General features: G+C 67.4%; 21 protein-coding genes. 10 read left to right on the top strand and 11 right to left on the bottom strand.

Annotation, left to right across the window (positions count from 1 at the left end; translation table 11 throughout):
• Position 1 precedes the first annotated feature (1 nt).
• Complete coding sequence (locus ACEOAB_RS23205; protein WP_413748662.1) at positions 2-703, top strand: sulfite exporter TauE/SafE family protein; 702 nt, start codon at positions 2-4, stop codon at positions 701-703.
• 51 nt (positions 704-754) lie between these two features.
• Here ACEOAB_RS23205 and ACEOAB_RS23200 read toward each other — a convergent pair whose 3' ends face one another.
• On the bottom strand, positions 755-2,398 hold the full coding sequence (locus ACEOAB_RS23200; RefSeq protein ID WP_413748663.1) for an oleate hydratase: 1,644 nt from the start codon (positions 2,396-2,398) through the stop codon (positions 755-757).
• Positions 2,399-2,562: 164 nt separating this feature from the next.
• Here ACEOAB_RS23200 and ACEOAB_RS23195 point away from each other — a divergent pair, with 164 nt between their 5' ends.
• On the top strand, positions 2,563-3,387 hold the full coding sequence (locus ACEOAB_RS23195) for a universal stress protein (protein ID WP_413748664.1): 825 nt from the start codon (positions 2,563-2,565) through the stop codon (positions 3,385-3,387).
• Between the two features lie 8 nt (positions 3,388-3,395).
• Complete coding sequence (locus ACEOAB_RS23190; RefSeq protein ID WP_056595043.1) at positions 3,396-4,748, top strand: MBL fold metallo-hydrolase RNA specificity domain-containing protein; 1,353 nt, start codon at positions 3,396-3,398, stop codon at positions 4,746-4,748.
• 129 nt (positions 4,749-4,877) lie between these two features.
• Here ACEOAB_RS23190 and ACEOAB_RS23185 read toward each other — a convergent pair whose 3' ends face one another.
• The 3 genes from ACEOAB_RS23185 to ACEOAB_RS23175 all read right to left on the bottom strand — a co-directional run bounded on the left by ACEOAB_RS23185 (position 4,878) and on the right by ACEOAB_RS23175 (position 7,263).
• Entirely contained in the window at positions 4,878-5,867 is a 990-nt protein-coding gene (locus ACEOAB_RS23185) for a zinc-dependent alcohol dehydrogenase family protein (protein ID WP_056595040.1), read from the bottom strand.
• A gap of 93 nt (positions 5,868-5,960) precedes the next feature.
• Complete coding sequence (locus tag ACEOAB_RS23180) at positions 5,961-6,614, bottom strand: BON domain-containing protein (RefSeq protein ID WP_056595038.1); 654 nt, start codon at positions 6,612-6,614, stop codon at positions 5,961-5,963.
• Positions 6,615-6,756: 142 nt separating this feature from the next.
• Positions 6,757-7,263 carry a Rossmann-fold NAD(P)-binding domain-containing protein gene (locus ACEOAB_RS23175; RefSeq protein WP_413748665.1) on the bottom strand — a complete coding sequence of 169 codons (507 nt, stop codon included), beginning with the start codon at positions 7,261-7,263 and terminating at the stop codon, positions 6,757-6,759.
• Between the two features lie 236 nt (positions 7,264-7,499).
• On the opposite strand from ACEOAB_RS23175, the gene ACEOAB_RS23170 reads away from it, so the two are divergent.
• On the top strand, positions 7,500-8,255 hold the full coding sequence (locus ACEOAB_RS23170) for a Crp/Fnr family transcriptional regulator (protein WP_413748666.1): 756 nt from the start codon (positions 7,500-7,502) through the stop codon (positions 8,253-8,255).
• Positions 8,256-8,275: 20 nt separating this feature from the next.
• Here ACEOAB_RS23170 and ACEOAB_RS23165 read toward each other — a convergent pair whose 3' ends face one another.
• From ACEOAB_RS23165 to ACEOAB_RS23155, 3 genes are all read right to left on the bottom strand, one after another.
• Positions 8,276-10,393: a PAS domain S-box protein gene (locus ACEOAB_RS23165; protein ID WP_495653141.1), complete on the bottom strand. Its 2,118-nt coding sequence runs from the start codon at positions 10,391-10,393 to the stop codon at positions 8,276-8,278.
• The gene (locus ACEOAB_RS23160) at positions 10,386-11,105 is read right to left on the bottom strand and encodes a winged helix-turn-helix domain-containing protein (RefSeq protein WP_413748668.1); all 720 of its coding nucleotides are present in this window, start codon (positions 11,103-11,105) and stop codon (positions 10,386-10,388) included. The genes ACEOAB_RS23165 and ACEOAB_RS23160 overlap by 8 nt, the downstream gene beginning before the upstream one ends.
• 98 nt (positions 11,106-11,203) lie before the next feature.
• The gene (locus tag ACEOAB_RS23155) at positions 11,204-13,573 is read right to left on the bottom strand and encodes a phosphoketolase family protein (RefSeq protein ID WP_413748669.1); all 2,370 of its coding nucleotides are present in this window, start codon (positions 13,571-13,573) and stop codon (positions 11,204-11,206) included.
• A 188-nt stretch (positions 13,574-13,761) separates the two neighbouring features.
• On the opposite strand from ACEOAB_RS23155, the gene ACEOAB_RS23150 reads away from it, so the two are divergent.
• The gene (locus ACEOAB_RS23150; protein WP_056589169.1) at positions 13,762-14,133 is read left to right on the top strand and encodes a hypothetical protein; all 372 of its coding nucleotides are present in this window, start codon (positions 13,762-13,764) and stop codon (positions 14,131-14,133) included.
• Positions 14,130-14,966 carry a universal stress protein gene (locus tag ACEOAB_RS23145; RefSeq protein WP_056589167.1) on the top strand — a complete coding sequence of 279 codons (837 nt, stop codon included), beginning with the start codon at positions 14,130-14,132 and terminating at the stop codon, positions 14,964-14,966. Before ACEOAB_RS23150 ends, ACEOAB_RS23145 begins: the two co-directional genes overlap by 4 nt.
• A 38-nt stretch (positions 14,967-15,004) precedes the next feature.
• On the opposite strand, the gene ACEOAB_RS23140 is transcribed toward ACEOAB_RS23145, so the two are convergent.
• Positions 15,005-15,238 (bottom strand): BON domain-containing protein, encoded by a 234-nt coding sequence (locus ACEOAB_RS23140; RefSeq protein WP_056589164.1) that lies wholly within the window; start codon positions 15,236-15,238, stop codon positions 15,005-15,007.
• A 12-nt stretch (positions 15,239-15,250) separates the two neighbouring features.
• Between ACEOAB_RS23140 and ACEOAB_RS23135 the strand changes: the two genes are divergently transcribed.
• Positions 15,251-15,532: a hypothetical protein gene (locus ACEOAB_RS23135; RefSeq protein ID WP_157609979.1), complete on the top strand. Its 282-nt coding sequence runs from the start codon at positions 15,251-15,253 to the stop codon at positions 15,530-15,532.
• 165 nt (positions 15,533-15,697) lie between these two features.
• Here the strand turns inward: ACEOAB_RS23135 and ACEOAB_RS23130 are convergent, their stop codons facing one another.
• On the bottom strand, positions 15,698-18,388 hold the full coding sequence (locus ACEOAB_RS23130; RefSeq protein ID WP_413748670.1) for a bifunctional acetate--CoA ligase family protein/GNAT family N-acetyltransferase: 2,691 nt from the start codon (positions 18,386-18,388) through the stop codon (positions 15,698-15,700).
• Positions 18,389-18,626: 238 nt separating this feature from the next.
• On the opposite strand from ACEOAB_RS23130, the gene ACEOAB_RS23125 reads away from it, so the two are divergent.
• From ACEOAB_RS23125 to ACEOAB_RS23115, 3 genes are read left to right on the top strand one after another with little or no spacing between them, the layout of a single operon-like run.
• Positions 18,627-19,811 carry a DesA family fatty acid desaturase gene (locus ACEOAB_RS23125; RefSeq protein ID WP_413748671.1) on the top strand — a complete coding sequence of 395 codons (1,185 nt, stop codon included), beginning with the start codon at positions 18,627-18,629 and terminating at the stop codon, positions 19,809-19,811.
• 25 nt (positions 19,812-19,836) lie between these two features.
• Positions 19,837-20,223 (top strand): RT0821/Lpp0805 family surface protein, encoded by a 387-nt coding sequence (locus ACEOAB_RS23120; protein ID WP_056589207.1) that lies wholly within the window; start codon positions 19,837-19,839, stop codon positions 20,221-20,223.
• Positions 20,224-20,247: 24 nt separating this feature from the next.
• A complete protein-coding gene (locus tag ACEOAB_RS23115; protein ID WP_321165002.1) occupies positions 20,248-20,715 on the top strand; it encodes a hypothetical protein in 468 nt (155 codons plus the stop codon).
• On the opposite strand, the gene ACEOAB_RS23110 is transcribed toward ACEOAB_RS23115, so the two are convergent.
• On the bottom strand, positions 20,612-21,445 hold the full coding sequence (locus tag ACEOAB_RS23110; RefSeq protein ID WP_056589153.1) for a universal stress protein: 834 nt from the start codon (positions 21,443-21,445) through the stop codon (positions 20,612-20,614). The two genes, ACEOAB_RS23115 and ACEOAB_RS23110, sit on opposite strands and share 104 nt — an antisense overlap.
• A 1-nt stretch (position 21,446) precedes the next feature.
• Complete coding sequence (locus ACEOAB_RS23105; protein ID WP_157609977.1) at positions 21,447-21,599, bottom strand: hypothetical protein; 153 nt, start codon at positions 21,597-21,599, stop codon at positions 21,447-21,449.
• Between the last annotated feature and the right edge of the window lie 130 nt (positions 21,600-21,729).

The following is a 21,729-nucleotide window of genomic DNA, read 5'->3' as shown; positions in this document are numbered from 1 at the left end:
CATGCAGCTCGCGCTCGCCGGTGCCGCGCTTCTCATGGGTCTGGCCGGAGGGCCGCATTGCGTAGCGATGTGCGGCGCAGCTTCGTCGGCGGTGATACGGATCGTGCCGCTCGCGCCGGCGGGTCAGGGCGCGATGCCTGCGCTCGCGGCGCCGGGTGCCTTCCATCTTGGCCGCATCGCGAGCTACGCGATGGCTGGCGCCGTCGCGGCCGCCAGCGTCGACAGCCTGGCGCTGGCCAGCACCCAGGTTGCCGCCTTGCGGCCGCTGTGGGTGCTGCTGCACGTGTTCGTGTTCGCGTGGGGCGCGATGCTGGCCGCCACGGGACGACAGCCGCGGTGGGCGCAGCGCGTCGGCCGCTCGGTCGAATCGCGTCTTCGCCCCCACGTCGGCGGTACGTGGGTGGGTGTGCTTGCGACAGGACTGCTGTGGGTTGCGCTGCCTTGCGGGCTGCTCTACTCGGCGCTGATGCTGGCCGGGTTGGGCAGCGGGCCCCTGCAGGGGGCGGCGCTGATGGCGCTGTTCGCTGTCGGGAGCGGCCTTTCGCTGCTGGTCGGGCCATGGCTCTGGCAGCGTTTGCGCCTGGCCGGTGGCGCGGGGCGCCAGACCTGGGGGGCAAGGGTGGCCGGCGCGCTGCTGGCCGCCGTGGCGGTGCATGCCCTGTGGTCGGATCTTGTTCGCCAGATCGACGCCTGGTGCCGATGAGCCGCGAGGCCTCCTTTGGGGGCGCATCGGCGGCGAGGGTCTTTCCCGGCGTCAACCCATCAGCGTGCGCAGGCTCGCAAGCGCCACCTTCGGATCGGCGATGCCGTGGTAGATGGGCGGCACTTCGAGATCCAGGTCCATGAGCCCGTAGACCCCGTGCATCGCGCCGCGCACCGAGTACTCGACCGTGAAGACGACGTCTTCCGGAATCTCCACGTACTGGCCCAGCAATGCGAAGTTCTTCGCGCCGGCCGGGATGACGGGCGGGCGGTCCGACGCGCTGCGGCATGCGAACTCGCTGGTGATGTAGGGCATCATCACCGGCACTACGGTCGTGGTGTTCCGCACCTCTTCGAGGATGTCCTCGAAGCCAAGGTGATGCATCAGCTCCGTGAGAATTTCCTGGCCGCTGGCCTGAGCCATCGTCTTGTCGACGTGGTTGCCCTGGGTGTCGATGAGAAGCCCGTAACCCCACAGCGTGTAGACCCCCTCGGGTTGGTCCTCGAAGTGCGGCGCGTGCGGCACGACGATCGACATCAGCCAACTCGAATCCTTGAAGGTCATGAGTCCGCCGGTGCCGGGCGGATTGCCCGAGAAAGCCTGAATGCGCCGGATCAGCAGGGGGCTGCGCATCGTGAGCGTGAACGACTCCCACTTGCTCTCGTCCACGTTGCCGCAGAAGGTCTCCGGCCGGCCGAGGCCCGGCGCCTTGCGTGCCATGTTGCGCCACAGGGTCCAGGCCCCGTCGCTCAGGCCGCGTACGAGTTCGGGCGCCTGCTGGTCGTTGCCGTTGCGCGAGTCGGCGGTCATCGAGCCGATGGTGACGAAGGCGCATTCATCCTCGCCTAGGCGATACGCCAGGGGTCGGCCTTGCTTGATGCAATGCAGGGTCTCGAGCCGCAGGCCGTCTGCGCCGGTGACGAAGTCCGCATCGGCTACGCGCACGCCGTATTCGAACCGCACCCCGCGATCCAGCAGCCACTTCACCATCGGGCGCACGATGGTGTCGTACTGGTTGAATTCGGTGCGCCGCACGCCACCCAGCGTGTGGATGCGCGGCAGCTCCTGCAGGAAGCGCAGCATGTAGCGCTTCAGCTCGACGGCGCTGTGCCAGTTCTGGAACGCGAATGTCGTGCGCCACATGGCCCAGAAATGGGTGTCGAGAAAGTGCGTGGAAAAGCATTCCTCGATGCGCCGGGTTCCCAGCACGCGCTCCGGTGTGGCCAGCAGGCGCATCAGTTCCGCCCGGTCCTGGAAATTGAAGCCCAGGTCGTTGGCGTCGAGGATGCGGCGATTCCGGTCGATCAGCCGGGCGTGCGCGTCGGAGCGCCAAAGCGCATTGAAAGCCTGTATCTCGTCGCGTACCGTGCGGTTCGGCGAGCGGGACGAGGGAATGCTCTGCAGCACGTTCCACAGACATGTGTAGGTCTCGTCGGTGAACATGCGCCCGCCGCGTGTCACGTAGCCCTGGATGGCATTGCCACTGCCATCGAGCGCGCCGCCCGGCGTCGGTGCTTCCTCGAGGATGCGGATGCGCGATCCGGGCATGCCGGCGTCGCGGATCAGAAGCACGGCTGCGGAAAGGGCGCCGATGCCGCTGCCGACGATGCAGGCCTGTTGGAACGAAGTCATGTTGTGGTGCCTTTTTTCTAGCGGGTGAGTGAAGCGGTGCACGGAGGTATGAGGCCGTGACATGAAGCCGTAGGCTAGGCACGCATGGCCGGCTCGGTCTTGCGCCGGATCAAGCTTTGGCGCTGTCGGGTTCGGGCTCTAGAGCGGTTGATGCAGCGCAAGGCCGCGCAGGACGAAGGGGCCTAAGGTCGCCCCCATCACGTCCCGCCAGCCCAAGGAGATCCTTCATGCAGACCCCGAAATCCATCCTGCTCCACCTCGACGGTTCCCCCCGCACGGCGGAGCGCATCAAGCTGGCGCGCCAGCTCGCCGAGACTTTCGATGCCGAAGTGACCGCCCGGCCGTGCACTCTGTCCGCACTCATGCGCTACCCGTACGCCATCGAGGCCGCGGCGGAAGCGGTCGCGATCATGCAGGAGATCGACAAGGATGCACGCGACAAGATGCACGCTACCTTCATGACGCACGGCGCGGGCTCACAGCGCCTGCACTGGGCCGAACCGGAGAGCGACGGCCCGTGGGGATTCGCGCGGCGCGCGCTCTATGCCGACCTGCTCATCCTCGGCCAGCGTGACCGGAACGACCCGATGGACAGCGAACTGCCCGGCGATTTCCTGCCGAGCGTGCTGGTGCAAAGCGGCCGGCCGGCGCTGATGCTGCCCTACACGGGCCCGATCGGCCCCATCGGCCACAACGTGCTGGTGGCATGGAAGGAAACGCGCGAGTCCGCGCGGGCCGTGACTGCCGCGCTGCCGTGGCTGCGCAAGGCGGCGCGAGTGCATGCCGTTGCCTACGGCGAGGACGCGGAAGCGTCCCTGCAGAGATTGCAGGACTACCTGCGGATGCAGGGCATCCAGAACCTTGCCCTGCATTCCGGTGGGGAGAAGGACGACGACGTCGGCAACAAGCTGCTGTCCTTCGCCGCCGACCTGAGTTCCGACCTGCTCGTGATGGGCTGCTATGGACACAGCCGGGCGCGCGAATGGGTGATGGGTGGCGCCACGCTGTCCATGCTCCAGTGGATGACGCTGCCCGTGTTGATGTCGCACTGAGGCACCCCGTGCGCATCGATTTCCTCGGCGGCACGGGTACCGTCACCGGCTCGAAGTACCTGCTGACCCACAACGACAAGCGGCTGCTGGTCGATTGCGGACTCTTCCAGGGGTTGAAGCAATTGCGCCTGCGCAACTGGGATGCATTGCCGGTCGATCCATCCACCATCGATGCCGTGCTGCTGACCCACGCGCACATGGACCACAGCGGATTCGTGCCGCGCCTTGTCCAGCTTGGGTTCAAGGGCAAGGCGTATTGCACGTCGGCCACCCGCGAACTCTGCGACCTGCTGCTGCCCGACTCCGGCCGCCTGCAGGAAGAGGATGCCGACTTCGCCAACCGCCACGGGCACTCGAAGCACAAGCCCGCGCTGCCGCTGTACACCGAGCAGGATGCGCGGGTCGCCCTCAAGCGTTTCGAGGCCATCCCGTTCGGCCAGGAGTGCTCGCCGTGGCCGGGCTGGTCGTGGCAGTTGCGCAGGGCGGGCCACATACTCGGCGCCGGCAGCCTGCGTGTGGGCTGGGACGGCGGGAGCATCCTGTTCTCGGGCGACCTGGGGCGCGGCGACGACCTGCTGATGCGTCCGCCCGAAAGCGCCGAACCAGCGGACTACGTGGTGGTGGAGTCGACCTACGGCAACCGAAAGCATCCGGCGACGGATACGCTGGTCGAACTGGCGGGCGTGATCAACCGCACGGCCGCGCGCGGCGGCATCGTGCTCATTCCAGCCTTCGCCATTGGGCGCGCACAGACGCTGCTGCATTGCATCCAGCTGCTCAAGCAGGCGCGGCGCATTCCCGAAATGCCGGTGTACCTGAACAGCCCGATGGCGGCGGACGCCACGCGCATCTATCGCAAGCACATGGACGAGCACCGGTTGAACGCCGAACAGTGCGCCGCGATGCAAGGGAAGACCATCATCGTCAACACGATCGAGGAATCGCGACGGCTGAACTTCCTGGACTTTCCGTCGATCATTGTGTCGGCCAGCGGCATGGCAACCGGCGGGCGGGTGCTGCACCATCTGAAGGCCTATGCGCCCGATGCCCGGAACACCATCCTGTTTGCGGGCTTCCAGGCGGCGGGCACGCGCGGTGCGGCCATGGTGGCTGGCGCCGATGCGGTCAAGATCCACGGCGCCTACGTGCCGGTGCGAGCGGAAGTTGCAAACCTGGAGACACTGTCGGCCCATGCCGACCGCGATGAACTGCTCGCCTGGCTCGATGCCCAGCAGGCACCTCGCAGGGTGTTTGTGACCCACGGGGAGCCTGCGGCAGCCGATGCCTTGCGACTGGCCATCGAGGAGCGCCACGGCTGGCCGTGCACCGTGCCCGACTACCGCGAGTCGCGCGAGCTCTGAAGCCCGGCGCGCTTGTGGCTTCTCCATTTGTCTCAGCCGCCGGGACGGTGGCCTGCGGGCAAGACTGCGCCTGGACAACGCTCTCGCGCTTGATGCGGATCAAGTCTGGTCCCGGTTCAGCACACGGTCTCAGGGGACAAGCACTGCCGCGCCCTCGATGCGACCTGCGCGCAGGTCGTCCAGCGCCTCGTTGGCCTGTGCGAGCGGATAGGTCCTGACGTGCACCTGCATGGGGTGCTCCTGCGCAAAATCCAGGAACTCCCTGGCATCGGCGCGCGTGAGGTTCGCCACCGAGATCACGCTGCGCTCTTCCCACAGCAGCCGATACGGAAAGGCCGGAATGTCGCTCATGTGGATGCCGCCGCACACCACCCGGCCGCCCTTGCGCAGGACGCACAACGCGGCGGGCACCAGGTCGCCGGCGGGCGCGAAGACGATGGCCGCATCCAGCGATTCGGGCGGCCGCTCGTTCGAGCCTCCAGCCCACTCGGCGCCCAGTCGGCGTGCGAAGTCCTGCGTCTTCAGGTCCCCCGGGCGAGTGAATGCGAAGACCTCGCGCCCCTGTGCGATGGCGGCTTGCGCCACCAGGTGCGCCGCGGCGCCGAAACCGAAGATGCCCAGACGATGCGAGTTTTCGCCAGCCGCCTTCAGGCTGCGCCAGCCGATCAGGCCCGCACAGAGCAGGGGGGCGATGTGCACGGCGTCGGTCTCGGGCATGCCCAGCGGCAGGCAGAAGGCCGCCTCGGCGATCACGTGGCTCGCGAAGCCGCCGTCGCGGTGGTAGCCGGTGAAGCGTGGTGCGTCGCAGAGGTTCTCGTGGCCGTCCTCACAAAACGAGCAGCAGCCGCAGCTGTGACCCAGCCACGGCACGCCCACGCGGTCGCCCAGCCTGTACCCAGTTTCCCCGGAGCCGATTGCTTCCACCACGCCCACAATCTCGTGCCCCGGCACGATCGGCAGCACGGGCAGCGGTAGTTCACCGTCGACGACGTGCAAGTCGGTGCGGCAAACGGCGCAGGCCAGCACGCGCAGGCGCAACTCGCCCGGGCCGGGTTCCGGGATGTTGCGCCGCTCCATCTCCAGCGGCAGCAGCGCGGCGTTCAGCATCATGGCGCGCATGGTCGGCGTGCCGCTAGGGAAGGGGTCGCGGGCGATTTGCATCGCAGAGGTCGTATGCATGGCAGGACTCGCTGACGAGTGCGACGCGCATGCTCAGGCGTCCACGAGCAGGTCGTTGACCACCACGGAGACGCCGGGTGTGGCCCACGCAGCGCCTTGCACCGCGTCGCGCTCGGTCCACGAGTGGACGGTGCCGCGCAGCGTGACGTGCGAGCCATCGACCAGGATGGAGAGCTTGTGGGCTTCGCGGTCGGCCTGACGCGAGAGCGCGTCGTGAATCTTCTTCTCGACGTCGGCGGCACTCACCTTGGGCTTGACCTTCACGAGGTTCGACACGCCGGTCACGCCCATCAGGTTGCGCACGGCGATCTCGGCGGCGCTGCGCTGGTATTCCCACTCGACTTCACCGGTGAGCGAAAGCCAGCCTTTCTCCACCATGGGGCGGATCTTGTCGTCGGGCACGAGCACGTTCCATTCGAGCGCACGTTCGGCTGCCAGCGCGATGTCGGCATCGGTGCGCTGGTTGTCGAAGGGCAGCTTCACCGTCAGTTCGACAGCCAGTGCCTTGACGCCATGCACGCGCTGCGCGGCGCGCTCGACGGCGTACTTCTCGGCGTAGCTGGCCAGGTGGCCTGTGAGGGTGACCACGCCGTCCTTGACGATCACCCCGATGTCGGAGGTCTTGACGTCTGGCGCCCAGTTCAACTCGGCCTGGATGTCGTCGCGCAGTTGGGTATCGGTCTTCATGGGAGATTCCTTGCAGTGGATGAACGGAGGAGAGAAGCGGTCGGCGCCCAAAAGCGGGGGCAACCGTGGAATCCACTGTAGGAAGCGCGCGGACGGCCCGTATTGCGCTGGATCAAGGAGCGCGCGGAGTGTGCCCGGCGGCTCAGGCGATGGCGTCCAGCAGCAGGGCCTGAAGCACGAAGCGCCGGTTGTCCGCTAGAGGTGTCTTGTCGCCCAGCAGCTCGGCGAGCTGGTCGGCCGGATGGGCCTTCGTGGCGGCTCCATCGAAGACCGGTATGCCGGCGTGCTGGCCGATGCGCTGCACCAGCACGGGGTCGAGGCCCTGGCATTCCACTGCGTCGTAGAGACGGCCGAGCATGCGGGCCGTGTGTTGCACTTGCTGCGGTGCGCTCGCGAGCGACAGGCCCGGGCGCATGACGGCCACGTGCGCCCCCAGCTCCTCGGCGGCGCTGCGGAACAGCGCCTGCGACTCATCGGGCGCCGTTTCGCACAGCAGTCCCAGGTTCTTGCCGCGCAGCAGCCTAGGCGTGTTCCCGTCCAGCGCGGCGCGCTGAAGCAACCGCGCGCGGCACAGCAGACTCGTCACCTCCAGCGGCGAGAGCGATGACGGCGCAGCTTCGAGAGCGCAGGCCTGATTGGCAAGGGGCATGGGAATGGTCATATGTGACCTGCCAAGACTAAGTGCGCCGGGCCCTCCGGGGTTTGATGCAAGTCAAGGTGCGGGGCGGGCACGTTCGACTTGCTACGCGCCGCATGTCCTTGATACACGCCGGACACATTGCATTCACCGAGCGTTACCCATCGATTCCGGCCGTTGTCATTGCATTGCCGCGGGCTTCCTAGCATCCATCCATCGACACGCGACAGACAACCAAGGAGTCCCAGATGCTCAATACCGCCACCCCCTCGATGACCGCCGCGGTCGCGCCCAGCATCGGCCGGGAGTGCCCGGGACAGCACAGCACGGCAGACACACTGAAACTTCTCTGCGAGCAGCTCAAGCCGCAGCGCCGTGTCGTGCACACGGGCGACACGATCTACCAGGCGGGCGAGCGCTTCGGCAACCTCTACATCCTGAATTCGGGCTTCTTCAAGATCGTGAATCTTTCGGCCGACGGGCGCGAGCAGGTGGTGGGCCTCAAGTTCCGAGGCGACTGGCTCGGCTTCGACGGCATTTCCAGCGGGCGCTACTCGTGCGATGCGGTGGCCATGGACACCGGCGAGATCTGGGTCGTGTCGTATGAGGCCCTGCTGGCCGCTTGCGCCACGCAGCCCGCTTTGCTGCAGGTGCTGCATGCCGCCATGAGCCGCGAGATCGCGCACGACCGGGACTCCCTGATGTCCGTCTGCACGCTGCCCGCCGATGCCCGCGTGGCCGACTTCCTGCGCTACTGGGCCGAGACGCTGGCCGAGCGCGGCATGCGCACCGACGAGATCACGCTGCGCATGACGCGCGCCGAGATCGGCAACTACCTGGGCATGACGCTGGAGAGCGTGAGCCGCGCGCTGTCGCGGCTGGCGCGCGACAAAGTCATCGGGTTCGCAACGAAGGGGCGTCGCGACGTGCAGATTCCCGATGTGGGTGCACTGTCGGCCTTCGTGCAGCGCTGCCTGGCGCCGGCGCCTGCAATGCTCCAGTAAGGATCGCCGCAAGCACGCCTTCAGGCACGGCCGGCCAGCAACTTTGCCATGGCCCTTGCAAGTTCGGAGCGCGTATAGGGCTTGCGCAACAGTTCCCAGCTCTGCGGCACTTCGCGGTCGGCATCCAGCAATTCCGACGAGAAGCCAGACATCAAGAGCACCGCCAGCTGCGGAAAGCGCTGCTGCACCTCTGTTGCGAGCCGCGTGCCGCGCATGCCGGCGCCCAAGGCGATGTCGCTCAGCAGCAGATCGAAGGGCCCGGCGCCTGCATCCAGTGCCGACAACGCCTGCTCGGCCGTGGCAGCGGTGAAGACTTCACAGCCCAGCGTGGTCAGGAAGGTGTGCACGACTTTGCGGACGTCTGCGTCGTCCTCGACCAGCATCACCCGCAGGCCGGGCGGAATTGTTTCGTCGGTGAGTTCATCCTCATCGATGGGCGTGGCCGCGGCTTCTTCCAGCTGCGGCAGATAGAGCGTCACGGTAGTGCCCTGTCCGACCTTGCTGTCGATCGAGACTGCGCCCCGGGACTGATTGACGAAGCCGTACACCGTGCTCAGGCCCAAGCCGGTGCCACGGCCGGCTTCCTTGGTGGTGAAGAAGGGCTCGAAGGCGCGCTCTTTCACCTCCTCGGACATACCCGTGCCGCTGTCAGCGATGGAAACCGCGACGAAGCGCGCGAAGGCATCGCCGTGTAGGTCGTTGCGCTGGCCGTGCAGGGCCGTCGGCAGCGCACCGCACACCTCGGTGCGAAAGCGCAGCGTGCCACCCTCGGGCATGGCGTCGCGCGCATTGATGGCGATGTTCAGCAGCGCGGATTCCAGCTGACCGGGGTCCGCCACCAGGGGCGGACAGCCCGGTGCGGTGTCGATTTCGATGCGGATGCGCTGGTCCAGCGTCCGACGCAGCATGTCGGCCAGCGAGTGCAGCAGCGCATGCGTGTCGACAGCGCTCGGCTGCAGCACCTGTCGGCGTGAAAACGCCAGCAGCTTGCCGGTGAGCTCGGCGCTGCGCCGCGAAGCGCGGATGGCGGCACCCAGAAGTTGCTGCGCATAGCTGTCCTGCGCCAGCGCAGGCAATTCTTCCAGCACCTGGAGGTTGCCCTGGATGACGGTGAGCAGGTTGTTGAAGTCGTGCGCGATGCCGCCTGTGAGTTGGCCGACGCTTTCCAGGCGCTGCGCGTGGTTGAGCGCCTCTTCGGTCTGCACGCGCTGCAAGCTGGTGGCGAGCAGGCTGGACAGCGACTCGAGAAAGCGCACTTCCTCGTCGCCGAAGCGCTTGGACTCCTTCGAGCGCACAGACAGCATGCCGATCACGCGGCCGCGATCGCTCAGCGGCACGGCCAGCGCGCTGACCAGGCCGGCATCGAGATAGCCCCGGGGCACGGCGAAGCGGTGCTCCAGACGGTAGTCGGGCACCACGACCGGCCGGCCGTGGGCCAACACGAAGCCGGGCGGCGTGTTGGGCCGGTTGGCGACGCGTGTTCCGATCTCCTCGCCGGCGACCAGGCCGACGCCGCTGGCCACCCGGAATTCGAGCCGGTTGCTGTCGAGCAGCCACACCATCGCGACCTCGACCTGCAAGGCCGTTGCGATGATCTTCGGCACGTGCTCGAGCACTACCTGCAGGTCGCGAGTGTCCACGGCGAGGCGACCCAACTGGGCCAGGTGCTCGCTGTAGCGGGCGCGTTGCAGCGCCTGCTTCACGCGCGGGTAGGCACCGATGTCGCGGATGGCGGCCACCACGAAGGGCAGGCCATGGCTCTGCAGCGGGCTCAGCGCGATCTCGACCATGACCTCGCTGCCGTCCTTGCGCTTGGCCACCAGCTCCATGTGCGTGCCCATGGGGCGAGGGCGGGGCGCGCGGCCATAGGCTTCGCGGTACGAGGCGTGGCGCGGGCGGATGCTGTCGGGCACCAGCACGTCGACGTTCAGGCCCACCAGCTCGTCCACCGCGTAGCCCAGCAGTGCAGCCGCCGAAGGGTTGGCGAGCAGGATGCTGCCCGACTGGTCCACCAGCAGCAGCGAATCGGGGTAGGCGACGAAGAGCGAACGGAACACGCTGCCTTCGTCGAAATCCGAGAGCGAGCCGGGGGCGGTCGCATCGGGCAGGAAGGGCGGGTTGTTCGCAGCGTCAACCATGGGAAACCGGTGGCACCAGGATGTAGCCCGCGCCTCTCACCGATTTGATGAGCTGCGGATCGTCTGCGTCCGCCTCGATCTTCTTGCGCAACCTGCCGACCTGCACGTCGATCGTGCGGTCGAAGGGGGCGGCTTCGCGTCCACGCGTCTGCTCGAGCAGGAAATCGCGCGACAGCACGCGGCCCGGGTGACGGGCAAAGGCCTGCAACAGGTCGAACTCGCCACCGGTCAACGGCACTTCCCCGCCTTGTGGGTTTCTGAGGTTGCGCGCGGCGGTGTCGAGTTGCCAGCCCGCGAAGTGCAGCTTGTCCGGGGAGGCCGTGGCGGCCGCGGGCGTCTCCGGCATCAGCCGGCGCAGCACGGCCTTCACACGCGCCACCAGTTCGCGCAGGTCGAAGGGCTTGGTCACGTAGTCGTCGGCACCCACTTCGAGGCCCACCACCTTGTCGACCGCATCACCCCGGCCGGTGACGATGACGAGGCCGCAACGCCAGTTCTCGCGAATGCGGCGCGCGATGGAAAAGCCGTCTTCGCCGGGCAGGCCGAGATCGAGCAGTACGAGGTCGGCGGGATCGGCGTCCATCAGCGTCATGAGGCTGCGACCGTTGTGGACTTGGGTGACACGAAACCCGTGGCCCTGCAGGTAGTTGGCCAGCAGCAGCGTGATATCGACTTCGTCATCGAGGACGGCAATGTGGGGTGCGGGTTTCATGCGCTGGCAAGGGAATAGAGCACGAATTTCTTGGGCATTCTGAATCGATATGAGCGTAGCACGCAAGCGCTTGCTGGGTCCGCAAGCACCGCTGTCGGCTATCGCGTCCAGCGCCAGTTCTCGATCTCGGGCATGTCCCGGCCGTGGCGCGTGATGTAGGCCCGGTGCTCCAAGAGCCTGTCGCGCAGTTGCTGCTGCACGTGGCCCGCGCTGTCGCACAGCCTCGGCACGCGCGCGATGGCATCGGCGGCGAGATGGAAGCGGTCGAGCCGGTTGAGCACCGTCATGTCGAAGGGCGTGGTGGTCGTGCCTTCCTCGCAGTAGCCGTGGACGTGGAAGCCGGGATGGTTGCGCCGCTTGTAGATCAACCGGTGGATCAGTGCCGGGTAGCCGTGGAACGCGAAGATCACGGGCCTGTCCATGGTGAAGATGGCGTCGAAGTCCTCGTCTGAGATGCCGTGGGGATGCGCCGCGGGCGATTGCAGCGCCATCAGGTCAACCACGTTCACTACCCGCACCTTCAGATCCGGCACCTTTTCGCGCAGCAGGTCGACAGCCGCCATCGTCTCGAGCGTGGGCACGTCGCCGGCGCATGCCATCACCACGTCAGGCGCGCCGCCTTCATCGTTGCTCGCCCATTCCCAGATGCCGAGGCCCGCGGTGCAATGGCGCGTTGCAGCTTCGATGTCCAGCCATTGGGGCGCGGGCTGCTTGCCGGCCACGATGACGTTTACATAGTTGCGGCTGCGCAGGCAATGGTCGGTCACTGAGAGCAGGGTGTTGGCGTCCGGCGGCAGGTACACGCGCACGACCTCAGCCTTCTTGTTGACCACGTGATCGAGAAAGCCGGGATCCTGGTGGCTGAAGCCGTTGTGGTCCTGTCGCCAGACGTGGCTCGTGAGCAGGTAGTTCAATGACGCGATCGGTCGCCGCCAACCGATACCGCGCGACACCTTGAGCCACTTGGCGTGCTGGTTGAACATGGAGTCGACGATATGGATGAAGGCCTCGTAGCAAGAGAAGAAGCCGTGCCGCCCCGTCAGCAGGTAGCCTTCGAGCCAGCCCTGGCAGAGGTGTTCGCTCAGCACCTCCATCACGCGGCCGTTGGGCGAGAGGTGGTCGTCGCCCGGCCATATCTGGGCGGTCGTGGTCCGCCCGGTCACCTCGAACAGTGCTCCGAGCCGGTTCGATGCGGTTTCGTCCGGCCCCACCACCCGGAAGTTGCGCTGGTGCTCATTTGCCCGCATGACCTCGCGCAGGAAGTTGCCCGCGACGCGCGTGGCCTCGGCATCGATCGAGCCCGGAGTCGCCATCGGCACGGCATGCGTGCGGAAGGGCGGTATCGCCAGGTCCTTCAGCAGCAGCCCGCCGTTGGCATGCGGATTGGCGCTCATGCGGCGCCGGCCCGTAGGAGCGAGTGCGGCGATCTCGGGGCGCAGGGCGCCGCGCGCATCGAACAGTTCCTCGGGCCGGTAGCTGCGCAGCCATTGTTCAAGCAGCTCGACGTGCCCCGGCCTGGCGGCAAAATCGGTGAGCGGCACCTGGTGCGCGCGGAAGGTGCCTTCGACCTGCACGCCGTCCACGTGGCGCGGCCCGGTCCAGCCCTTGGGAGAACGCAGCACGATCATGGGCCAGCGCGGCCGCGTGCGAAAGCCGTCCTTGCGGGCGTTCGTCTGGATGGCGCGGATGCTGTCCAGCGCCGTGTCGAGCACGGCCGCCATCTGCCTGTGCATCTCGGCGGGCTGCTCGCCCACGACAAAGTACGGTTCGTGGCCGTAGCCGCGCAGTAGTTGCGTCAGTTCTTCCTCGCCAATGCGGGAGAGCACCGTGGGGCCGGCGATCTTGTAGCCGTTCAGATGCAGGATCGGCAGCACTGCGCCGTCGCGTTCCGGATTCAGGAACTTGTTGGAATGCCAGCTTGCCGCCAGCGCCCCCGTCTCGGCCTCGCCGTCGCCGATCACACAGCAGGCCAGCAGCGAGGGGTTGTCGAACACAGCGCCATAGGCATGCAATAGCGAGTAGCCCAGTTCGCCGCCCTCGTGGATGGAGCCGGGCGTCTCCGGCGCCACGTGGCTCGGAATGCCGCCGGGGAACGAGAACTGCGTAAACAGGCGTCGCATGCCGTCGGCGTCCTGCCCGATGGCCGGGTATACCTCGCTGTAGGTGCCTTCGAGCCAGGTGTTGGCGATCACGCCCGGTCCGCCGTGGCCCGGGCCCGCGATGAAGATCGCGTCGAGATCCCGCGCGTTGATGGCGCGGTTCATGTGCGCATAGATGAAGTTCAAGCCCGGCGTCGTGCCCCAGTGCCCGAGCAGGCGCGGCTTGATATGCGCCAGCGCGAGCTTCTCGCGCAGCAGCGGGTTGTCCATCAGGTAGATCTGGCCCGCCGAGAGGTAGTTGGCAGCGCGCCACCACGCGTCAAGCAGCGTGAAGTCGTCCGGATTTGCCGTGGCAGGGGAGGAAGCCATGTCGAACTGCTTTCTGGGTAGGGACGCGCCAGTATGGGCGTGCGAGCGCCCACCGGGTTGATGTCGCTCAAGGCGATAACAACCGATACAGGGCGCGCGGTCTTGTGTTGCCTTGATCCCGCGCAAGCCGGGCGGGGCGGCGCCGCGTCAGCATTCGTGTGAGCGCCCTTCGGGCGAGAGGACACACCATGAGCACCGACTTCACTTTTCCGCTGGCGCTGTGCAAGGCGCAATGCAGCATCTGGCTGCACTCGCTCGAGATGTTCGAGACGATCGGATCGCGCCTGCTGCAGGACGGCATTGCGCTGACCCGCGCGGAGGCTGATGCCGTCACGCGCGCCGAGGACTGGCACGCGCTGGCCATGGCGCCGATGCGCGCGTTGCAGTGCCCGGATACGGACGGGGTTGCCTGCGCTTCGCCGGTGGTCGAAACGCCACCATCCCGGCGAACCGCGGTGAGCGATGCGTTGCGCACCCTCCACGTCGCGCTGGCCAGGACACCCTCCGTACGCCAGCGGCATGCCGGTCGCAAGGCCACCGCGACGCGAGGCCGAGCGTGACGCTCTCGACCATCTCCGTGCACCTCGACCACACCGAGCGGTGCGAGGCTCGTACCCTGCTTGCGGCGAGGATCGCAAGACTGCATCGCAGCCACCTCATGGGCATCGTGCCGACCGGGTGCACCCCGGCGCCTTCACGTCCTTGCTCGGAAGAGCCGGCCGGCAGTGCCCTCGTCGAGGCCTCCCTGTACCTGCGTAGGCGGGCCGAAACCGTTGCGCACGTGTTTCGTAGTCGGCTGAGGCCCACCCCGTTGTCCTGCGATGCGCGGCTGGTGGACGGCGAGCCTGTACAGGCTGTCGTCCATCTCGCCAGGGCCAGCGACCTGGTCGTGGTGGGGCAGGCGGACGAGGCCGCGGCCGTGGGCAGCGCGGAGCGTCGGCTGCCCGAGGAAGTCATGCTGAACGCGGGCCGGCCCGTTCTCATCGTTCCGAGCACGGGCTGCGTCAAGGAAGGCCTGGACAGGATCCTGGTGGCCTGGGACGGGAGCAGGGAGGCGTCGATATCGCTGCGCGGTGCGATGCCACTGCTGCGCAAGGCAGCTCACGTCACGCTGGTATCTCTCCTTCGGGACGGTGACGCGAATCCGGCGGATGCGCTGAACCCGGTGGAGATGAGCGGCTGGCTGCTGCGGCACGGCGTCCAGGCCAACGTCGAGCGCCTGACCACATCGCTGCGCTTTGCCGACGTCCTGCTGGATCGCGCCGAGGCGTTGGGCTGCGAATTGCTCGTGATGGGGGGGTATGGCCATGCCCGCGTGCGGGAGCAGTTGCTGGGCGGCGTGACGCGCGACATGCTGATGCAGGCCGGAATTCCCCTGTTGATGGCGCACTGACGCGCGCGGCTACAGCAGCCCCCGGTCGATGGCCGCGATCACCGCGCGATCTCCGCTGCAGGCCGGACGGTAAGCCCGTTCAGCAGCGTCGTCATGCCCACGGTGCGGCGTGCGGCGCGTTCCGCGGCTGCCCGCTGGGCCTCGTCGGCCACCCTGCCAACCAGGGTCACCACGCCATTGGTCACGCGCACGTCGACATCGCAGGCGTTGACGGCCGGATCCCAGTTGAGCTGGGCGAAGACATCGTGTCTGAGTTGAATGTCCGGGTTCATGGCAATCCTTTCTTGAAGATCAGGGCAGGGCGGGTGTCCTTTTTTCTCGGAGCCGGCCGGGCAGGCGAATTCTCCCGCCGCGCGGTGATGCCGGTCTTGCGCCACATCAACATCGTTCCAACTCGCTGGCGGCTTGATGCGTGCCGAACCGGTGCGCCATGGCGCGTGGAGACTTCCGGTCATCTGCATGTATTGCGCGACGGTTCCCCGATTCCCGTGCTGCTGGTGCATGCCTCGCATGCAGAGGAAGCCGACCTCGCGCCGGCAGAAGCCTCTGTCGCAACCGCCGCCTGAATCACGGCGGGCCGCATGGCCCGCACGCCTGTGGAAGACCGTCAAACCTCGCCTGACCGTCGGGCTCATGCTGGCGGCGGCGCTGGCTGCTGGCCTCTTCGTTCGGCTGGCGCGACGAAGACATCGTTGAGGTTGCGCGCAACCTCAACGGGCGCTTCTACGGGTTCACGCCGACAAAGGCGGTGGGCTTGCTGAAGTCTTCAGCTCCAACACCATCCGCCGCAGGCCCGATGCGGGCGGCTCAGCCGGATCGGCCTTGAAGCCCATCGCAGCCGAAAGCTTCAGCATGCGGATGTTCTCGCGCAGCACGAGGCCGACCAGCCGCTCGATGCCTCGGCGGCGCGCATGCTCGATCAAGCATTCGAACAGCATGGCGCCCAGCCCTCGGCCTTTGAGGTCGGAGCGCACGATGATCGCGAACTCGGCCTCCACATTGTCGGGGTCGCTCACCGTGCGGGCCACGCCCAGTGTCTCAGCGCCGCCCTGTGCGTCGGTGGCCTCGGCAATAAAGGCCATTTCGCGGTCGTAGTCGATCTGAGTCAGGCGCGCGAGCTCGCTGCGCGGCAGTCCCTTGCGGGTGGTGAAGAAACGCATGCGGATGTCTTCCGCATCCAGCGACTCGAGAAAGCGCCGGTGCTGCGCCTCGTCCTCGGGCCGGATCGGCCTGACCACGATCGCACGACCATTCCAGGTCTGCGCGCGCACCCACTGCGCGGGGTAAGGCAGGATGGCGAAGCGCTCCGCGCCGCTCACCGGCGTGGGCGAAAGCCGCACGCGCGCGTCGAGCGCCAGCGCGCCGTCCTCGTCGACCCAGAGCGGGTTGATGTCCAGCTCGGCCAGCTGCGGCAGATCGGCCAGCATCTGCGACACCGCGATGAGCACGTCGTACAGCGCATCGAGCCGGGCCGGCGGATGGTCGCGAAAGCCCGCAAGAAGACGTGCCACGCGCGTGCGCGACACCAGTTCGTGCGCGAGCGCGCGGTTCAGGGGCGGCAGCGCGATGGCCGTGTCGTCGACCACCTCGACCGCCGTGCCCCCTTGGCCGCAGAGGATCACGGGGCCGAAAACTCTGTCTATGCTCGCGCCGACGATGACTTCCTGCGCATGTGGTCGGTGCACTGTCCGTTGCACGGTGAAGCCATCGATCCGCGCCAGCGGCCTGGCGGTTCGCACCGTGTCGAGCATCTCGCAGGCGGCTTTGCCCAGGGCAGCTTCATCGCACAACCCGAGCCGCACGCCGCCCACGTCCGACTTGTGGGTGATGTCGCGCGAGAGGATCTTGAGCGCCACCGGGTAGCCCAGCCCGCGAGCCGCCTCGACGGCCGCCTCGGCGGTCGCTGCCACTGCCAACGTGGGCACCGTTTCGATTCCGTAGGCTTGCAGCAGCGCCTTTGCCTCCTGCTCGCCCAGCCACTCGCGCCCCTCGGCCATGGCGGCGGCGAGCGTTGCCCGCACCGATGCGCCGTCCGGCGCGGCGTTGCGGCTGGCGCTCGGCGTTTCCATCAGGGTCTGCTGGTTGCGCCGGTAGGTCTGCAGCATCGCGAAGGCGTGCACCGCCTCTTCCGGTGTGGCGTAGTCGGCCACGCCCGCGTCCTCGAAGAGCTTGCGCGCCTGCGCCACCGCGTTGTCGCCGAGCCAGGTGCTCATCACGCGCGAAGCGTGGCTGCGCACCAGCGGCAGGCAGGCGCGCGCAATGTCCTCGCTGCGCACAATGGCCGTCGGCGCATGCATGAAGAGCACCGCGCCGGCCGATTCATCAGCCAGCAGGGCTGAGAGTGTTTGGGCATAACGCTCGACCGGTGCGTCTCCGATGATGTCGATCGGGTTGACATGTGACCAGTTCGCGGGCAGCACCGCGTCGAGACGGGCCAGCAAGTTCGTACTCGGGTCGGCGAGCGTGACTCCTTCACGCGCGGCGGCATCGGCGGCCATCACGCCGGCGCCGCCGCCGTTGGTCATGACCGTGAGCGTGCTGTGCCGGTTGCCGCGAAAGCGCGACAACGTTTCCGCGGCGATGAAAAGCTCCTGCAAGGTATCGACGCGCAGCATGCCGGCTCGCCGGATGGCGGCGTCGTAGACGGTGTCGGAACCCGCCAGCGCGCCCGTGTGCGAGGCCGCGGCCTTCATGCCGTTGCCCGCGCGTCCGGCCTTCACCACGATCACCGGCTTGTTGCGCGCGGCCGCCCGTGCGGCCGACATGAACTTGCGCGGCGATTCGATCGCCTCCACGTACAGCAGGATCGACCGCGTGCGCGCATCGCTGGCCAGGTGGTCGAGCAGGTCGCCGAAGTCGACGTCGCAATGGTCGCCCAGCGAGATCAGGTGAGACAGGCCGACGCCGCGGCTACGCGTCCAGTCGAGCACGGCCGTGACCAGTGCACCCGACTGCGAGACAAAGGCCACGTCGCCCGCCAGCGCATCGGTGTGCGCGAAGCTCGCGTTCAGGCCAATGTGGGGACTGAGCAGCCCAAGGCAGTTGGGGCCGAGCAGCCGCAGCGTGAAGGGGCGCGCCGCCTCCAGCGCGGCCTGTTTCTGCTGCGCGCTCAACCCTGCCGTGACGATCACCACCGCGCGGGTGCCGAGCGCGCCGAGTTCCGCGATCAATGGCACCACAGTGGCCGGCGGCGTGCAGATCAACGCCAGGTCGGGCGCGGCGGGAAGATGCACCGCGCTGGAGAAGATGGGCACGCCATCGAGCGAGCCGTGCTTCGGGTTCACGCCGTACACCGGCCCCGCGAAGCTGCCGGCGCGCAGGTTGCGCCAGACCGTGGCGCCGACGCTGCCTGGTCGATTGGAAGCGCCGAACACGGCTACGGAGGCCGGCGACAGCAGGCGGTCGAGGTGGCGAATGCTCAAGGGAGGCTCCGAAGTGATCGTCCATGGTGCGACGCAGCGCCGGCCTTGGGCTTGATGCACGTCAACCCGAGGGCGCGCAGACCGGACGGACCCTGCACAAGGCGCGGATTGTGGGCGCAGCGGCAAGACCCGACGGGTGATCTCGCAGGTGGGCGATGGGAGTCAGGCGTGTTGACCTGCATCAAAGCCCGGAGCCAGTGCAGTCCGCAAAATCGTCCGCACTATTCACGAGGTACGAATGCAATCCCTGCTTTATTCCGGCGCTCTCGATCTTTCCTGGTGGGGCGTGGTGCTGGCCGCGCTGGCGCTCACGCACGTCACCATCGCTTCGGTCACCATCTTCCTGCACCGCCACCAGGCGCATCGCGCTCTCGACCTGCATCCGGCGGCGAGCCATTTCTTCCGCTTCTGGTTGTGGCTGACCACCGGCATGGTGACGAAAGAGTGGGCCGCGGTGCACCGCAAGCACCACGCCAAGTGTGAAACACCTGAAGACCCGCACAGTCCGCAGGTGTACGGGCTCAACAGGGTGCTGTGGGGCGGTGTGTTCCTCTACGTGCGCGAAGCGGGGCATGCGGAAACGCTCGAGCGCTACGGCCACGGCACGCCCGACGACTGGCTGGAGCGCAATCTCTATTCGAAGCACAAGATCCTCGGCATCGTGCTGATGGGCATCGTGGACATGGCACTCTTCGGCGTGGTGCCGGGCGGCCTGGTCTTGCTCACGCAGATTGCGTGGATCCCGTTCTGGGCGGCCGGCGTGGTCAACGGCATCGGCCACTACTGGGGCTACCGCAACTGGCCCGCCCGTGACGCCAGCACGAACATTTCGCCGATCGGCATCCTGATCGGCGGGGAGGAGCTGCACAACAACCACCACGCCTTTCCCAGCTCGGCCAAGCTCTCGAGCAAGTGGTTCGAGTTTGACATTGGCTGGCTCTACATCCGCACGTTGCAGGCCCTGGGGCTGGCGACGGTGAAGCACGTGGCACCCACGCCGCGCCTTGTTGCGCCCAAGGCAAATGTCGATCTCGCCACGGTGCAGGCAGTCATCCGCTGCCACTACGACGTGCTGTCGAACTACACGCGCTCGCTGAAGAAGGCCTGCGCAGTGGAGCTCGATCGACTGCGCCGCATGTCGCCTGAAGCCGCGCGTGCCCTCAAGGCGGTGAAGCCATTGCTGGGCAAGGACCAGGGCCTGCTCGGCCCGTCGCGTTACCAGCAGGTGATGCAGGCATTGAACACATCGCAAGCGCTGGCTACGATGTACTCGATGCGTGGGGAACTGACCGCCTTGTGGAGCCGTTCCACGACCACCGGCGAGCAGCTCGCCCGGCAATTGCAGGACTGGTGCCAGCGCGCCGAGGTGAGCGGCATCGCGCCGCTGGCGGATTTTTCGCGGCGCCTGCGTTCCTACGCCTGAACGGCCCTGCGCCCAGGAGATGCAAATGAAACTTGCGCCGGTGCTTTCCGCTTCGTGCGTTGCACTGGCGCTGGCCGCCTGCGGCAGCTTTCCCGGGCGCACACCAGCCGGCAGCATGCTCACCGGAACTCTCGCGGGTACGGCGCCCGGCAGCGTGGCGGCCAGGGCGATGGACGACAACGACCGCCGCCGCGCGGCGAGCGCACTTGAAACGCTGGCGAACGGCGAGTCCTCTGTCTGGCGCAATCGCGAGACGGGCGACAGCTTCGTGTTCACGCCCACGCGCAGCTTCGACCAGCGCGGCGCCCGGTGCCGCAACTTCAAGCTGGAAGTGTCGGTCGGCGGGCGGTCCGACAGCATCGGCGGCAGCGCGTGCCGGCAGGCCGATGGGGCCTGGCGCATCCCGGGCTGAGGCACGAGGACAGGGGACCGAGCCGTGGTCCGGCGATTCGATGTCTGCAATGGCGACGCCGACGGCCTCTGCGCCGTCGTGCAGTGGCGGTTGCACGAGCCCGGGCCGGCTGAACTCGTAACGGGGCTCAAGCGCGATATCGCGCTGCTCGGCCGTGTTCAGGGACAAGCCGGCGACGAAGTCAACGTGTTCGACATCTCGATGCAGCGCAATCGCGGTGACCTGCTGCGCCTGCTCGATGACGGCGCACGCGCGCGCTACTTCGACCATCAAGCCGCCGGCGATGTGCTGGTGCACCCTAACTTCGAGGTGCAGTTCGACGAGAAGAGTGCGGCCTGCACCAGTCTGCTGGAAAGGCGCTGGACGAAGTTTTGGCGGGCGCAGCCGCTCAGTGCGCCATCCAGACCGGGACCGTGGCCGATTCCAGCATCGCGCGGGTGGCGCCTCCGAGCACGAGTTCGCGCGCACGGCTATGGCCATAGCCGCCCATGACGATCAATCCGGCGCCGATCTTCCCCGCCAGCGACAGCAGCGCTTCGCCAGAGTGCCTGCTGTCTTCCAGGGCCCGGTGCTCCTGCACCTGCCCAATGCCGTGCAGGCGCAGGTAATCCCGCAGCCGGGACATCGGCGGCACGGGGTCTTCGCTGTCTGCAGAAGCCACCAGGTGGACCTCCTTCGCCGCCTGCAGCACGGGCAGGGCCGTGGTGAGTGCGTGGGCGGACTCGCGTGTCGGGCGCCAGGCGACCAGCACCTTCTCCGGCTTCGGGGACACCCTGCCGGCAAAGGGAACGATCAGCGCAGGCTTGCCGCTGCCGAGCATGACTGCCTCGACGAAGTCGCCGGGCACATCGAAGCCGGCCGCGTCCCGCGGATTGCGTTGCCCCAGAACCATGAGGTCGCAGGTGAGCGCGCGGCGGACGAAGCTCTCGATGACGGGTTCGCCGCGCAGTTCGCGCCAGTCGCTGCGGTTGGCGTGGTCTTGCAGAAGGCGCTCGAACACCGCTGCGGCATGGGCGCGGTGGTCGGGATCGATCTCTCCGGCCATCGGCATCGACGGAATCCCGCCCATCAACGGCAGCACCGCCAGCACGGACGGGGATACGGCGAATAGCGCGGTCAATGCCGACTCGTGCATGGCAGCGAGCCGGTGCGCAAGCCGCAGCCGTACTTCGGCGCGGTCCGTGCCGTCCAGGTGAACGAGGATTGAGCGCAGTGTGTTCATTTCAGGAACCATGCGCAGCGGACATGCGTTCGGTGTCCGCCAAGCCCGCTTCCAGCGGAATGCCAGTGGCCTGGAGCAGGGCGGTGCGCCCCGGTTCCGTGGTCCCGAACGGGATCCGGATGGTGATGTCGGTAATCGGGTAACGACGTGCCATGGATTCTTCTCCTGAATCTGCGGCCCGTGTCGGTACCGCGTCGCGCGATGCGGATGTATTTGGTGAATCAGGGGAACTCTAGATGTCTGCCGAGCCCGGCGTCTTGCGTTGGATCAAGGTGCCGGAAGGG

It is taken from the genome of Variovorax sp. Varisp53, from assembly GCF_059491555.1.
The sequence above is the reverse complement of the archived record's forward strand: the minus strand, read 5'-3'. Positions and strand labels throughout refer to the sequence as shown.